The sequence below is a fragment of the Chitinophaga japonensis genome (genome assembly GCF_007830125.1).
GTDB classification, from domain to species: domain Bacteria; phylum Bacteroidota; class Bacteroidia; order Chitinophagales; family Chitinophagaceae; genus Chitinophaga; species Chitinophaga japonensis.
In genome coordinates this window covers 611297-626804 of record NZ_VLLG01000002.1, presented here as the reverse complement: position 1 = coordinate 626804, position 15508 = coordinate 611297, and the positions used below count along the sequence as shown (strand labels likewise).

Sequence of the window (15508 nt, the reverse complement as noted above, 5' to 3'; positions counted from 1 at the left end):
CAATAAGGTTCCCCCCTTGGTACCTTAAGACCTTTTTCCAATAAAGTAATGGTTGTCCCTTTTCATGTAGTTAAGACACTTTTAAGTGGCAGGTTGGGCTACCCGGCGCGGAAAATTTATGAATAGCGGGGAGGAGGGAGCCTGTCTCAGTCGCCGTTGCCGCCGGCATACTTTTTAAAGGATTTGAGGAAGCCGGATTTGTCTGCATAACCTACTTCATCTGCGATCTCGTCCAGGCTGAGCTGCTGGCTGTACCGCATCCATACGGCCTTTTTCATGCACTCTTCCCATACGTAACGGTGCAGGGTTTTCTTGCATACTGCTTTAAAGTAACGCTTTAACGTGGACTGGCTCATGTTATGCTTCCTGGCAAAGTAAGCGAGTGTATGCTGCTGTATGCTGGGGTTTTTAGCTACTTCCTCCTGTATGCTGATCACAGCGGCAGTATAAACGGATGCCTGCAGCTTTCTCAGTTGGTCGGCTGCCTGCAGCGCTTTCCTGTACAGGTTCAGCAGGTTGCGGATACTGGTGCTGAATTCCACCAGCAGGTTGCCGCCGGTTTCCCGGCAACGGCGTATGTCGCTGATGATGTCCTGCATCCTGTAGTCCATTTCCAGCGGGGTCAGGCAGGCGCCCTGGCTACTGGCTGTGTGCAGGCAGGAGAGTATGGCCCGCATGTCTTCAAGGCTTTCGGCCAGTTCCTCCAGCAGGGAGGTATGCAGTGTGATATACATGGATTCGTACTCCCCGGCGTCCAGTTGTATCTCATGGGTGCCGGCGGGGAAATAGCAGAAGGCGTACTGCCCGGATTGCAACAGTACATGGCCATATCCCTGTATGATATTTTTTATCGGGCCTTCCGTGATCAGTTGCAGCAGGATGGTGCCCTGCTCACACTGCAGGCGCAGGCTGCCGCTGCGGTCTGCTATGAAACGGTAGATGCAGATGCGGTAATACTTGTGCAGGAACCGTTGCAGGAGCAGGTGGCCGAAATCGTATTGCAGGTAACTTACAGTGGCCCAGTTGGCAACATACGGGATCAGCCGCAAAGGGATCTCTGTACGGGTACCTTTGAGAAGAATTTCCATGTGTCGGAACGCTTGTTCTTTGCCAGTTATATCTCCTTGGTTGCTGGGGTTATTGTGCGGCAACCCTGAGGGGGCTGCTGCCGGGAAAGGATATCTTTTGCATAGGTTGACAGCTTAATTTTTACAATGAAGCAATGGAACGGGAAACTACCGGGGTGGAAGATGACTTCCTTTTGCCTGATCAAATATCCGTAAAACCATTATGATGCATTTGTAATATTGCCATCCGCCGGCTTGTAATTTTTACCGGTGTTTGTGTAACTGCTGATACCCTGTAGGCGTGATCCCGAACTGTTTTTTGAATGCATTGCTGAAATAGGCTACGTCGGCAAACCCCACGGTGTAGGCTACATCCGTAACCGGCATTTTGCCTGCTGCCAGCAGCAGTTTGGCCCGCTTCATCCGCTGATCGTGTATGTATGACCGGATGGTTTGCTGGAACAATTTCCGGAATTCCCTTTCTGTTACCTGTAGAGGCAATCCCATTTTGCCGGCCAGCAGGGCGGCTGTCAACGGTTTCTCCAGGTTGTCTGCAACATAGCTGGCCAGTTGCTGCATCTCTTTTTCGTATTTCCCCGAAGTGGCCATATCCCGCCCGGCATCTTCCAGCCCGGCCATATACAGCAGCATCAGGTCGTTGATGCGGGCCTGGTAATAGAGCTTTCGCCGGCTGCCCTGCAACTGGCACTGCCGGATCTTTTCCACCTGTTCCATGGCCTGCAGGCTTAATGCGCAACTGCCGGCATAACCACCTGTTGCCAGGCCCTGTTGCAGTTGCTGGTATATGTTCTTCAGGGGAGAGCCGTTATGCGTGAAGCCTGCAAGGTAACCGGGTGTAAAGCTGATGTGAAAGGAGTCGTAGTAGCCTTTGGAAAAAACCGCCAGGTTGCGTGTGCCCGCAGGCACATAAAAAAAGTACAGCTCTTTTTCCTGTAGCAGCACATTCCCGAACCCTTTGAGTACACAGGGCACGCTGCCGGTCAGCATGCAATGCAGCGCTCCCAGCGGCTCGCCGGTCACGGGGTACAGGCGCACCGGGCGGGTAATGAAAAACTGTACCTGTTGTATCGTCCAGTCGTCATTGGCGATCACCTGGCTCAGGATAGCGCCAAAAGGCCCGCTGGTAAATTCGGTATGTGTTGCAGAGGGAAGCTGATGCTGTTGGTACTGCCAGGGAATGTCATTGCGCACAGTAATTGCAGCCAGCATTTTGCCGGAGACATGATACTGCATCATGGGATCCTATTGAAGGGTAAATAATAATGGCACTCCCTGGTAAGTTGTAAACCCTTCTCAAGCTCGATTTAGCAATCGCAATATGGCTATTCCGGCTGCAATAATACTGCGGCCATCCCCCTTTCTTTTGTCTGTTTTAGCTTCCTTATTTCCGTTCCGACAATATCTTCATGATCTTCTCAAATATCTCCGTGTTCTCATAAACACCCCTGAAGTCAAGGGAATGCGGGCCATAGGCAAACACCGGCACCATTACCGCCGTGTGATCATTGGTGCTGAAATGGCCGTTTACATACCCTTCCCGGATATCGCCGCCCAGCAGGCTCAGGCCGCCGGTTTCATGATCGGCAGTAACGATCACCAGGGTTTCCCCGTTGGTATCGGCAAACTGCATGGCGGCCCCTATGGCTTTGTCAAAATCCAGCATCTCGGTTACGTTGTAGGGCACATTGTTGGCATGGCCCCCGGCATCTATCTGGGCGCCCTCCGCCATGATGAAGAAGCCGTGTTGATTGTCCTGCAGGTGCTGGATGGTCTTTTGCAGGGAACGGGCCAGGAAATCGCCGCGGCCTTTAAGCACGGGCACTACGGCGGAGTCGTCCAGCAGCAGCCATTTCGCGGTATGCATATTGTCCAGGTCCGCAAAGCGGCGGCTGATGGTGTATCCCTTTTGCTGCAGGCGGGCAGCCAGGCTGTCGTTGCGCTGCTCAAAATGACGCAGGCCGCCGCCCACCAGGATGCTCACGGGGCTTTGCAGCAGGTCACGGGCAATGGCGTCCTGCATGGACCTTTCCGGCTGGTGCCCGTAAAAGGCGGCAGGCGTGGCGTCGGTGATATCACCCGCGCTGATCAGCGCACTTTCCATGCCGTAGCGCTGAATGAGGTCCGGGATGGCCGGGTGCTTTACCCCGGTAGCGTCCACGCCTATGTAGCGGTTGTTGGTCTTTTGCCCGGTAGCCATCGCCGTGGCGCCGGCGGCGGAATCGGTAATGTAGCTGTCGGCAGAGCTGGTTTTTGAAAAGCCGATATTGATCATCTGCAGGAGGTTCAGCTTTCCCCGGTTGGCGGTATAGCCGGCGTAGATCTGGGTCAGGCCCATACCGTCGCCTATCAGGAGGATCACGTTCTTTACCTTGGACAGGCGATCGTTATTGACATAGCGGGCAGCGTACACCTGGTGAGGATCGGCAGCCCGGTATCCCGCCATGGGGCGGCTGTCCAGGAAGGCGGCCAGCCCTTCGGGATGATCCGTGCCGATGTAGTCCACGCCCATGCCGGACAATGTGATCCAGGTGTTCACATTATCCGGCGCGCCCCAGAAGCGGATCTTTTTGCCCATGTGATGCACACTGTCTATGAGGGACTGCAGGCGTTCTTTTTCAGGGGCTACGATAGCGCCCTTGCCGTTCCATTGCGTATAATCTTTAAAGTTATAGCTGAAAAGCGGGATGCGCTGCTGTTGCGCAGCGGTGTAAACGCCATCTTTTTTACCGTCAAACAGTATATAGCCCGGGTACTCCTTCCACTGCGCAGGCACCGGCTGGCTGCCGCTGATGACCAGTTGTATGTGCGGACAGCGGGTAATATCCGGGAACTGCTGCAATTGCCGCAGCAATGTCTGCATGGTCACCAGGCTGTCTGTTTTGAAGTCTATCAGCAATTGCAGGGAGCTGCCGTTATCAAAAATATCGCCATTGTACTTTTTGAGCATGGCCTGCAGGGGCTGCAGGTACAGTTTTGCCAGCGTGCGTGCGCTGTCTATCCCTTTTTCCTCATGGGCTACGTACAGTTGCCCGTTCCTGGCAAATACGTCCGCCTCCACGGAGCCAAAATGCTTGTAGTAGGCAGTGAAAAAAGGAATATCGTGCTCGTAGTCATTATGCGCATGGGCGTTGGCGGTAGTGTAGTGCGCGGTTTGCGCAAGACCCGCCTGCACTGCGGCCAGGGATAATAAGGATGCCAGGATGTATTTGGTCATAAGATGGTACGTTTTAAAATATAAAAATAGAAATTCCAAATCCCAAATTCCAAATTCCAAAATGAAGCGGTCGTTCAACTATCTGTAACTGTGCTGTATCAGCCGGGAGCCGGCCTTCACTTTGGAATTTGGAATTTGGGATCTGGAATTTCCCCCAGGGTTTACCAACCGGTATTTTGCTTCACAACACCGCCGCCGTTATCGATCTCGCTTTGCGGCACCGGCCATACGTTGTGCACAGCCGGGTTAAAGGTGCGGGCGGGCCATACCACGCTGCCATTATAGCCGTGCAGGGGCTGGCTGTAGGCCGCCTGTGCATCGCCCCAGCGCACCAGGTCGTTGTGGCGGTTGGCCCATTCACCGGCCAGCTCACAACGGCGCTGTTTTTTCAGCTCGCTCATGTCTGCGTTGGTCACATTGGCCAGGCCTGCGCGGTGACGGATCATATTGATCTCTGCATCGGCATTTTTGCCCTGCATCAGTTTGGCCTCCGCTTTGATGAGGATCACTTCTGCATAGCGTAGCAGCGGCAGGTTCAGGTCCGTAGTAGGGTGGTCGCCGTTAGGGCTCAGGTGAATGGCGTTGGCATAAGAAAAAGGCTCCATGTACTTCCGGAACTGGTAGCCGGAAAGACTGTTCAGCGAGCTGTATACCTTTTCTTCCCCGAAGAAAGTGAAGGTGTCGCCAGGTTGCAGGATGGTGGCCTCCCTTCTTTTATCGCCTGCTTCAAAAGCGTCATACAGCTCTTTGGTAGGCGTATAGTATCCCCAGCCGTTATATTCGCCCCAGCCTTTGTTTTCCAGCATTACGCCCGGCAGTATGCTACCCCAGCCGGACGGGCCCTGTGAAGTGGAATAGGCGCTCCAGATGTATTCTTTGGACCAGTTGCTGGCAATGGTGAACACATCGCTGAAATTGTCCAGCAGTTGGTGCCTGCCGCTCGATATTACGGAGTCGGCGTATTTTTCCGCATTCGCGTAATCCTTTTTATAGAGGTACATTTTGCTGAGGTAGGCCCAGGCTGCTGTTTTATGCGCCCGGCCATAGTCTGCCGGCGCCAGTTGGTCAAAGTAGGGCAGTAGGGCAGCCGCCTGTTGCAGCTCTTTTTCTGCATACGCATAAACAACATCGGCGCTGGCTGCACGGGGGATGGGCTTGTCATTCAGCAAGCTGTCGCGGTTCACAATGGGCACGCCGCCGTAGGTGTAGCCCAACTGGAAGTACATCAGCCCGCTGAGAAAATAGGCTTCACCGAGTATGCGGCTTTTCAGCGCCGCATCCATCTCAATGCCCGGTACCTGCAGGATCACGTCGTTCGCGCGTTTGATCACGATATAACGCAGCTTCCACTGGCTTTCGGTGTAGGAGCCGCCCAGGAAATTGCGGTTAAAATTCTTGATGTTGTCGCCCTGCCCGTTCACGCGGCCGGTCACCATATCGTCGCTGGCATTAATAAACCACCAGAAACCGCGCCCGTAAAAATTTTCATTATCAAATTGTTCGTACATGGCATTGGCGCCGGCAATGGCGTCCTTGTCCGTGGTCCAGAAGTTACCGGTAGTAGGCGCGCCTTCCGGCACGATATCCAGCTTTTTATTACAGGCGCCCAGTGCCAGGATGCCCGCTGCGGCCAGCATAATATGTTGAATGATCTTTTGCATATTGTCTTTCATTTTTTGTCAGTTTCAGCAAACTAGAAATTAACGTTCAGCCCAAGCAGTATGCTCCTGGCCTGTGGGTAACGGCCTTTGTCAATACCGTATTCATCCATGCCCACTTCCGGGTCAAAACCTTTGTAACCGGTAAAGGTGTACAGGTTATTGGCCGTTACATAAACGCGCAGCGCGCTGAGGCCCGCACGTTTGGTCAACTCAGCCGGCAGCGTATAGCCCAGCGTCAGGTTTTTGATGCGCAGGTAAGAGCCGTTCTCAATGTACCAGTCGGACGAGGTGGCATAGTTGCCGTTGGCATCGTCGGCGGTAATGCGCGGTATATCGCTGTTGGGATTTTCCGGTGTCCAGGCGTTCAGCACATCTTTCAGCATGTTAAAGTTGGTGCCTACGCTGGCGTTCATATTGGTAAATTTCAGCGCGTTGAACAGCTTGTTGCCCTGTACGCCCTGTGCAAACAGGTTCAGGTCAAAGCCTTTGTAGCTGGCGTTGAAGGTGATACCATAAGTAAAATCCGGGTAAGCGCTGCCTACAAACTCGCGGTCGTCGTTGCTGATGATGCCATCACCATTCTTATCCACAAAGCGGATGTCGCCGGGTTGGGCATCCGGCTGTATCAGGGCGCCGTCTTTGGAGCGGTAATTGTCAATTTCCTCCTGCGTCTGGAAAATGCCGTTGGTTCTTACCAGGTAGTAAGAGTACAGCGGCTGTCCTACTTCTGTGCGTATGGGACGCAATATGCTGCGCACGCTGATATCGTTGGGCAGCACGGTCCGGCCTTCATCCAGGGCCAGCAGCTTGTTGCTCACTTTCGTAAGCGTAGCGCCCACGCTGTACTGGAAGTCCTTGCCGCTGTTGCCGCTGTAGTTCAGTCCCAGCTCAATACCATTATCCCTGGCCTTGCCTGCATTTTTCCAGGTGCTGTTGCTTACGCCGGCGGTGCTGGGCGGCGGTACGGGCAGCAGCATTCGTTCCGTGGTCTTGATGAAATAATCTGCTACCAGTGACAGGCTGTTGTTGAACAGGCCGATGTCCGTGCCGATGTTTACCTGGCGGGAGTTGGCCCATTTCAGGTTGGGATTGGACAGCGCATTCTCTGCATAACCGCCTACCTGTGTGGGTGTTTGTCCCATGTATATCTGGATGGCCTCCATAGGAATGTTCACCGCGTTGCTGGGCAGGCTGCCCAGGTTGCCCAGCAGGCCATAGCTGCCGCGCAGCTTCAGGAAGCTGAGCCACTGCACCGGGCGCAGGAAGGCTTCTTCCGTCAGCACCCATCCGCCGGAAACGGAGTAGTAGGTTTCATAACGGTTTTGCGGCGCTACGCGGGAAGTGCCGTCGCGGCGGGCCAGTGCTGTCAGCAGGTATTTGTTCTTGTAATCGTAGTTAACACGCCCGAGGTAGGATTCAATCGCCCATTTGTTCTTGCTGCTGGAAGGCTTGTAGAACAGGGTGGCGTTGTCAAAGTAGCGGTACTCATCGCGCTCGTCGTTAAAGCCGCCTGCGTATACATACAGGCCGTCGCCCTCATGCTGCTGGAAAGTGTAACCGGCCAGTACGTTCAGGCTATGATCGCCCAGTTGCTTGTTGTAGGTAAGCGTTTGCTCGGAGAGGATCTCGGAAAAGTTGTTGATGGTTTGCGCCAACTGGTTGGTATTGCTGATCTTCCCGATCTCCGGTACTTTGGTAGTGAAGTCTTTGGCATTGCTGAAAGATTTGGTCACTGCAAAGTTGGAGCGGAACAGCAGGTCTTTGGTAAGCTGTATTTCCGCGTAGGGATTGATGTTGATATTGCTCACCGGGGTTTTGGAATCCAGCCTTTGCAGGATGGCTACCGGGTTGGCCAGGTCGCCGTAGGCGCCGGCATATTGCTCTGGCATACCGCTGAAAGAGCCATCCGGGTTGTAAGGTGTAATATGCCGCGGGTAGCCCAGCGCAGTGAAGATCGCACCGGTATAAGGGCTGGTGGTATTGGCGCCGTTGCCGTTGGTATAGGTGTAGGAGAGGTTTTCGCCTATTTTCAGCCAGGACTTTATCTGCGCGTCGGAGTTCATGCGGAAGGAGTACCGTTCGCTGTAAGTGTTCAGCAGGATACCTTCTCCCTTGCGGTAACCGAAGCCCATATAATAGTGCGCTTTGGCATTGCCGCCGTTCACATTGATATTGTAGTCCTGTATCTTGCCGGAGCGGAATATTTCATCCAGCCAGTTGGTGCGGGTGATCTGGCCATCGGGGTATTGGCTGGCGTCAAAAGCTTCCAGGCGTGAATTGCCGGCCGCATCCGCCGCGGTGTTCATCACGTCGGCAAATTCTTTGGCTGTAAGCGTTTCCAGTTTTTTAGCGGCCATCTGGTAGCCGAACTTGGCGTCCAGCGTTACGGTGGCGGCGCCTTCCCTTCCTTTTTTGGTGGTGATGATCACCACGCCGCCGGAAGCTCTTGCGCCGTAGATGGCGGCGGCAGCATCTTTCAGCACATTGATGGAAGCAATGTCATTCGGGTTGATAGGGCCGCCGGTATAAATGGAACCATCCACTACGTACAAAGGCTCTTCGCCGTTCACGCCGCCCAGGCCGCGTATATACACCTTCGGTACGGAGGTGGGATCGCCGCCCTGGTTCTGCACGATCACGCCGGGCGCTTTACCCTGCAGGGCTTCCGCCATATCGTTGAGGGAGCGGGAGCTGAGCTTGTCCAGTTGTACATCCGCTATGGCCCCGGAGAGGGTGGCCTTGCGTTGCGTACCGTATCCTACCACCACCAGTTGGTCCAGGTTCAGGGCATCTTCCGCCAGCAGTACCCGGAAGCTGCGCTGATCGCCAACCGGTACTTCCGTGGTTTTATAGCCAATCATGCTCACCACCAGCACCAGGTTGTCTGCTGTGTTTACAGTCAGGGTAAAGTGCCCGTTCACATCGGTGGCCGTACCGTTGGCCGTACCCTTTACCACTACGGTAGCGCCAACCAGGGGACCGTTCTTGTCAGATACGGTGCCGGTAAGGGTTACTTTTTCCACTACCTGCTGTATGCCGGAGCTGTGGGTGGGCGCCGTTTGTTTCTCATAGATCAGGATGGTATTATAGCGCTCTTCATAAGTAAGCGAGGTATGGAGCAGCAGCCGCTGCAATATATTGGCCACGGTGCCTGACTTGTAAGCGCCGGCCGGTACCTGTATCTTTTTCAGGGCGGTTTCGTCATAGGCCAGGCGAATGTCTGCCGTGGCTTCCAGTTTTTTCAGTGCGCCGGAAAGACTGCCGGCCGGCACCTGCAACTGGCGTACTACTTTTTGAAGCATTTGCGCAGCGCCGGGCAGGGCTACGGCCACTGAGCTGAGGAGCACCAGGGCCAGCGATGCCAAAGCGGTGCGGCGGACAGGGATCCACAATAATTGTCTGATTTTTTGCATATTTGTAAATGTTAAGGTCATGACATAGCAAGGCCATTGGCTTGCATTTCGGACAAGTGCATAGCTGTGTTATACTGTAGCAATTACCGGTGTTTGTTAGCGCAAACGCCGGTTTCCTTTCTAATAAATGAGAAGTCGATTTCTTTCCATAGTAAAGCGGATTTTAGGTTTATAACTGATTTTTTCTATTACATCCAGTACTTCCTGTAATGGCATGCTGGCCTGCAGGCGCAGGGTGTAGTCGCCTTCGGCTGCATTCAGCCGGGTGTGGGCGGTAATGCCGTATTGCTCCCGCAGCATTTGCATCAGCTCCTGCAGGCTGGCGTGGCGCAGCACGATCTCGCCTTTGGTCCAGGCCAGGGCGTCTGCCACGGCAACCGTGTCGCGCAGGAGCTTTGCCGTGCCGGCGGGAATGGTAATGCGTTGTGCGCGCGTAAGCACGCCATAGTTGCCGGCATTGGTATGCACCTGCACCTTGCCGGTCATCACCGTTACGCGGCAGGCGTACAAACCCTCATAGGCCGCTACGGAGAAGGAGGTGCCCAGCACGGTAGTGCGGATGCCGTTGCTCTCCACGATAAAAGGTCGTTGCGGATCGGTGCGGGTCTCAAAGAAGGCCTTGCCTTTCAGCAGCCGCACCAGCCTGGTGGCGCCGGTATCGGCGGTGGTATATTGTACGCTGGTATGCGCGCCCAGTATGGCCAGGGAGCTGTCCGGCAGCAGGATGCGCTGTACAGCAGCCGTGTGGTTATGCCGGGTTTGCCAGGTAGCCGCAGGCGCCGGCTGGCGGTATTGTAAGTAGAGCAGGCAGGCGGCGCCCAGCAGGGGAAGCAGCACGGCGGCTGCTTTCATCCAGCGGCGGATAATGAGGCGCGGCCGCTGGGGCGCAGCAGCAGGGATGGTCAGTATGTTGTGCAGCATATCGTTGCGGAGCCGCTGCTTTTCATCGTCCGGGAGGGAAAGGTCCTCTGCCGCATCCTGCTCCAGCCGGTCCAGCCACTGGTGCAGCAACTGCCGCTCGGCTTCCGTGCAGGCGCCCTGGCGGAACTTTTCCAGTAGATATAGAAGCGTAGATCTGTCCACTATAGAGGTATCGTTTATATAAAGACACGGCTGCGGAGGTGAATAACTATTTCAGTGACGACTTAACAATTTGGTAATAAAAGACGTTATTGTAGTAAGAGGTATGCAGCAGGAAGTGTGAGGTATGAATATCAGGTGGGAATCTTACTTCCTATTTCCTACTTCCAGCCTCCTATCACTCTAAGGCGATGTAATGCAGTGTTAAGCTGGTTGCGGATCGTTTGTTCGGAAGATCCGGTGCGGGCGGCTATTTCGGCCACGGACAGGTTTTCAATACGATGCAGGTAAAACACATCTTTCATTTTTTCCGGCAGCGTATTAATAGACCGGAGTAGCTGCTGTTCGGTTTCTTTCAGGTGTAACCCTTCTATCAGCGAGTTATCACTCTCCATTACGGCCTGCCGGAAAATTGTTACATGACGCTGGTATACATGCTGGTCGCGGATCGCGTTCAGCAGCCGGTTGCGTAGCGCATGGCGCAGGTAAGGCATTACTGCTGTTACCCGTGGTAATGTTGCGCGCTTTTCCCAAAGGTGGATAAACAGGCCTTGTATAATGTCCTGGACCTGCGCCTGGTCCTTCAGGATCTTATATGCATAGGTGAACAGCGCTTCCCACTGTTGCTCAAACAGTTGGCGGAAAGCTGCTTCGTCACCCTGCCTTACCTTATCCCATATTGTACCGTCGTTTTGCATATGGCTGCGTAACCGGCTCAAAGTTATTGGTTGTGCGATATGATTTGCTAATCGTGGAATTTATGAAATTGTTAAACCGCTGCCGGCCCGTGTTCATTGTCACCCGCCACTAAACTAATAAAAAAAATGTCCCGGTATTATACCGGGACATTTTAATAAGGTTCACAGGGTTATTTTCTTGAGGGGCGGCATGCATTGCCTGGTTGCAACTCAATGCCTACATGGCGGCCAGTTGCACTTTTTGTTGTAATTCGATCACGCTGTCGCGGAAAGCAATATCAGTATCCATCAGGTCTTTTACGGTCTGGCAGGAATGGATCACGGTGGTATGATCGCGGCCGCCGAAATGTTCTCCGATGGTTTTTAAAGAGTTCTTGGTAAAGGATTTTGCCAGGTACATGGTGATCTGCCGGGCCTGAACGATCTCGCGCTTGCGGGTCTTTTGCAGCAACTTGTCATAAGGTACGTCAAAGTACTCGCATACCATCTTTTGTATACTTTCTATAGTGATCTCCTTGGAGGAGGTTTTTACAAAAGACTTCAGCACCCGCTTGGCCAGCTCCAGGTCTATTTCCTTCCGGTTCAGGGATGACTGGGCCAGCAGGGATATCAGTGCACCTTCCAGCTCCCTTACATTGCTTTGTATATTATAGGCTACATACTTGATCACTTCTTTCGGCATCTCCAGCCCGTCATTACGCATCTTCATCTCCAGGATGGCCATGCGCATTTCAAAGTCCGGCACCTGTATATCAGCGCTCAGCCCCCAGCGGAAACGGCTCAGCAGTCTTTCCTGCAGCCCGTCCAGGTCTTTGGGCGGCTTGTCTGAAGTAAGGATCAGTTGCTTGCCGGACTGGTGCAGGTGGTTGAAGATAGCGAAGAAGGCATCCTGCGTTTTTTCCGCACGGGCAAAGAACTGGATGTCATCCACGATCAGTACGTCTATCAGTTGGTAAAAGTGAATGAAGTCATTGATGATGCTGTTCTTGGAATGATCAATGAACTGGTTGATGAACTTTTCCGCACTTACGTACAATACGGCCTTGTTGGGATGCACGCGCTTCACCTCGTTACCGATGGCTTGCGCCAGGTGCGTTTTCCCGAGGCCTACTCCACCGTAAACCACCAGTGGGTTAAAGGAGGTGCCTCCTGGTTTTTCGGATACGGTTTTACCAGCCCTTCGTGCTACACGGTTGCTGTCACCTTCTATAAAAGAATCAAAGGTGTAGTTCGGATTAAGTTGTGAATCAATCTGAACACGTTTGATACCCGGGATAACGAAAGGGTTTTTTACGGGGTTCTGTATTGTTAACGGAAAATCCACCTCACTGTCTTTCTGGGGCTTCGTGTATTGTGTAGGCATATTCACCGTCTTGGGATGCTGGTACGGTGTACCGTTCTCTACTACTATCCTGTATTCCAGTCTCGCTTCTTTACCTAGTTCCCGTTTGATGGTCTTTCCTAACAATCCTACGTAATGCTCTTCCAGATACTCGTAAAAAAACTGGCTCGGCACCTGTATCGTTAAAACATTGTTTTCAAGTTGGATGGGCTTAATAGGTTCAAACCAGGTCTTAAATGGCTGCCATTCCACAATATCCCTAATTATATTAAGACACCTTTCCCAAACTTGTTCGCAAGTTTTATTCATTGAGCAAAAAAAAGTTATTTGTTGTTAATTAAGGATGTTCTCGAATTCAAAATTTCTCAACGGTGGATGTTGAAAAACTTTCAGACAGGACGACGAATATCTGTAGAAAATGTTGAAAAAAAAAATTTATCTACTCTTGTTTATCTGCTACTGATTACAGTTTTTGTCTTCCTGTTTTGTACCCCTTTTCACCTCCCTGTAAGCATTGATTTTATTGCGGTTTACACTAATGTAATAAAGGTAAAATACACTGCTCTGATATACAGTTGCTTCTAATTTTGATTAACACCTTTGCCATAGATATGCATATAGTTCCGATAAAATAATATGGTACAGTTACATTGCCGGTTTTGACGTTAACAAAGCTGTACGCGCGTGCAAAACTATGCTAGTATCTGCTTAAAAAAAAATGCACTTGTTGTATCAAATACCGTGCAAATTTATTATATGCGTTCGTTTGGGTATATAACCTGTGCAAAATTTATTTACGCCCATTGCCCTCAAAACCCTATCTTTGGCGCATCTGAATAGTTTAAAATTAATTTTTTATGAGTTTTGAAATCACAGGAAAGCTGATCGTGAAGTATAATACGGTACAACGTAGCGAGACCTTTAAAACAAGGGAGTTTGTTATTGAGAAATCTGATGATATCAATGGACGCATCATAAACAACTATGTAAAGTTTCAGTGTGTACAGGACCGCACCAGTATCGTAGACCGCTTTAATGAAGGCGAAACCGTGAAAGTATACTTTAATATAAAAGGCTCCCGCTGGGAAAAGGAGGGCCGGGTAAACTACATTACCAACCTGGACGCCTGGCGCATGGAGTCTGTAGTGGCTGCTGCTTCCGGTACAGACCGTATGCCTGACTATGGCGGCTCACAGGAAGTGCCTGCTTCCCAGTCGCAGGATGGTGGTGATGACCTGCCGTTCTAAACAACAGCACCATATAAAAGTATTAGTAGTAAAATTCCAAGATCCAAATCCCAAATTCCAAAATACAGGCAAGCCACCCCTAACACTGAACTGTTACGGGTAGCCTGGAAGATCGCCTTCAGTTTGGGATTTGGATCTTGGAATTTTCCATTTTGCATTTACAGTTTTAGGATAAATACCTAACCTGCATGATACAACAGCTCTCCCTGAAAATGCTGCCGCAGGACGCAGCCTCCGATACAGCTATCAGCACCCAGGCTGCTGCCGCGTTGGGTGTAGCCCCCGCCGCTATTACCGGTTTTCATATTATCAAGCGCTCCATTGACGCACGTTCCCGGCAGGCGTACTTTATGCTTACGCTCAGGGTGTTTGTGCAGGAGCCTTTCCATGCCCGCGAACGCTTCCTGCCCAGGTACGATGTGCTGCCAGCCCATGCGCCGCAGGTAGTGATCATAGGCGCCGGGCCCGCTGGTTTGTTTGCCGCCCTGCATTGCATTGAAGCAGGCATCCGGCCGGTAGTGCTGGAGCGTGGGCGCGATGTGCGCACCCGCCGCCGCGACCTGGCCGCGCTCAATAAACATGGCGTGCTGAACCCGGAATCCAATTACTGCTTTGGAGAAGGTGGGGCCGGCACCTACTCCGACGGCAAGCTGTACACGCGCTCCAACAAGCGCGGCGACATTCTCCGCATCCTCAGCATCTTTGTGCATTTTGGCGCTGAAGAGAACATCCTGTATGAAGCCCACCCCCACATCGGCACCAATAAGCTACCCCATATTATCACCGCCATGCGGGAGCAGATCATCCAGAGCGGCGGCCAGGTACACTTCAATGAGAAGGTGACGGCGCTGCAGTTGCAGGAACGGCAGGTGACCGGCGTGCGCACTGCCGCCGGCCACACATTTGCGGCGCAGCAGGTGATACTGGCCACCGGGCACTCCGCCCGCGACATATTTGAAATGCTGCACCAGCAACAGGTACGGATCGAAGCCAAACCCTTTGCACTGGGCGTGCGCGTGGAGCACCCGCAGTCACTGATAGACAGCGCGCAGTACCACTGCGCGGTTCGCGGCGCTTACCTGCCCCCGGCCAGCTACAGCCTGGTGGAACAGGTGCAGGGCAGGGGCGTGTTCTCCTTTTGCATGTGCCCCGGCGGCATCATTGCCCCGGCATCTACCGCCCCCGGGGAGCTGGTGGTGAACGGATGGTCGCCCTCCAAACGTAATAATCCCTTTGCCAACTCCGGCATGGTGGTGACGGTAGATGAGGCGGACTTTGCGCCTTTTGCAGACAAGGGACCGCTGGCTGCCATGTACTTCCAGCAGATGGTGGAGCAGCAGGCTTACCAGGCCGGCGGCGGACAATTTGTAGCGCCGGCGCAACGCATGACCGATTTTGTGAACGGCAGGCGCTCCGCTACACTGCCGGACTGCTCCTATGTGCCGGGCGTGCGCAGCACCGACCTGCGCACCGTGTTGCCCCCCGCCGTGCATACCCGGCTGGCCGGCGCCTTCAAAGCCTTTGGCCGTAAAATGAAAGGCTACTATACGGAAGAAGCCATACTGGTGGCCACAGAATCCAGGACCTCCTCGCCGGTGCGCATCCCCCGCGACCCCGGTACGCTGATGCATCCCGATGTAAAAGGCTTGTACCCCTGCGGGGAAGGAGCCGGCTATGCAGGCGGTATTGTGTCTGCCGCCATGGACGGGGAAAGAGTGGCCGGGGCCATTATAAAAATATTACAGCCATCCCTGTAACAAACCCG

At 53.0% G+C, this 15508-nt stretch carries 10 protein-coding genes; 2 read left to right on the top strand and 8 right to left on the bottom strand.

Annotated features, from left to right (window positions below):
- Positions 1-146 precede the first annotated feature (146 nt).
- From LX66_RS02385 to dnaA, 8 genes are all read right to left on the bottom strand, one after another.
- Positions 147-1088, bottom strand: coding sequence for a helix-turn-helix domain-containing protein (locus LX66_RS02385; RefSeq protein ID WP_145710292.1), 942 nt, complete (start codon positions 1086-1088; stop codon positions 147-149).
- Positions 1089-1331: 243 nt separating this feature from the next.
- Positions 1332-2324: a helix-turn-helix transcriptional regulator gene (locus LX66_RS02380; protein WP_145710291.1), complete on the bottom strand. Its 993-nt coding sequence runs from the start codon at positions 2322-2324 to the stop codon at positions 1332-1334.
- Positions 2325-2469: 145 nt separating this feature from the next.
- Positions 2470-4302 carry an alkaline phosphatase gene (locus tag LX66_RS02375; RefSeq protein ID WP_145710290.1) on the bottom strand — a complete coding sequence of 611 codons (1833 nt, stop codon included), beginning with the start codon at positions 4300-4302 and terminating at the stop codon, positions 2470-2472.
- Between the two features lie 161 nt (positions 4303-4463).
- Complete coding sequence (locus tag LX66_RS02370) at positions 4464-5963, bottom strand: RagB/SusD family nutrient uptake outer membrane protein (RefSeq protein ID WP_211365958.1); 1500 nt, start codon at positions 5961-5963, stop codon at positions 4464-4466.
- Positions 5964-5995: 32 nt separating this feature from the next.
- Positions 5996-9376, bottom strand: a complete 3381-nt coding sequence (locus tag LX66_RS02365; RefSeq protein WP_145710288.1) for a SusC/RagA family TonB-linked outer membrane protein — start codon at positions 9374-9376, stop codon at positions 5996-5998.
- Positions 9377-9496: 120 nt separating this feature from the next.
- A complete protein-coding gene (locus LX66_RS02360) occupies positions 9497-10459 on the bottom strand; it encodes a FecR family protein (RefSeq protein ID WP_145710287.1) in 963 nt (320 codons plus the stop codon).
- Between the two features lie 158 nt (positions 10460-10617).
- Positions 10618-11175: an RNA polymerase sigma factor gene (locus LX66_RS02355; protein ID WP_145710286.1), complete on the bottom strand. Its 558-nt coding sequence runs from the start codon at positions 11173-11175 to the stop codon at positions 10618-10620.
- 196 nt (positions 11176-11371) lie between these two features.
- Complete coding sequence (gene dnaA / locus LX66_RS02350; protein ID WP_145710285.1) at positions 11372-12805, bottom strand: chromosomal replication initiator protein DnaA; 1434 nt, start codon at positions 12803-12805, stop codon at positions 11372-11374.
- Positions 12806-13353: 548 nt separating this feature from the next.
- Here dnaA and LX66_RS02345 point away from each other — a divergent pair.
- Positions 13354-13743: a DUF3127 domain-containing protein gene (locus tag LX66_RS02345; protein WP_145710284.1), complete on the top strand. Its 390-nt coding sequence runs from the start codon at positions 13354-13356 to the stop codon at positions 13741-13743.
- Between the two features lie 188 nt (positions 13744-13931).
- A complete protein-coding gene (locus LX66_RS02340; RefSeq protein WP_145710283.1) occupies positions 13932-15500 on the top strand; it encodes an NAD(P)/FAD-dependent oxidoreductase in 1569 nt (522 codons plus the stop codon).
- Positions 15501-15508 lie beyond the last annotated feature (8 nt).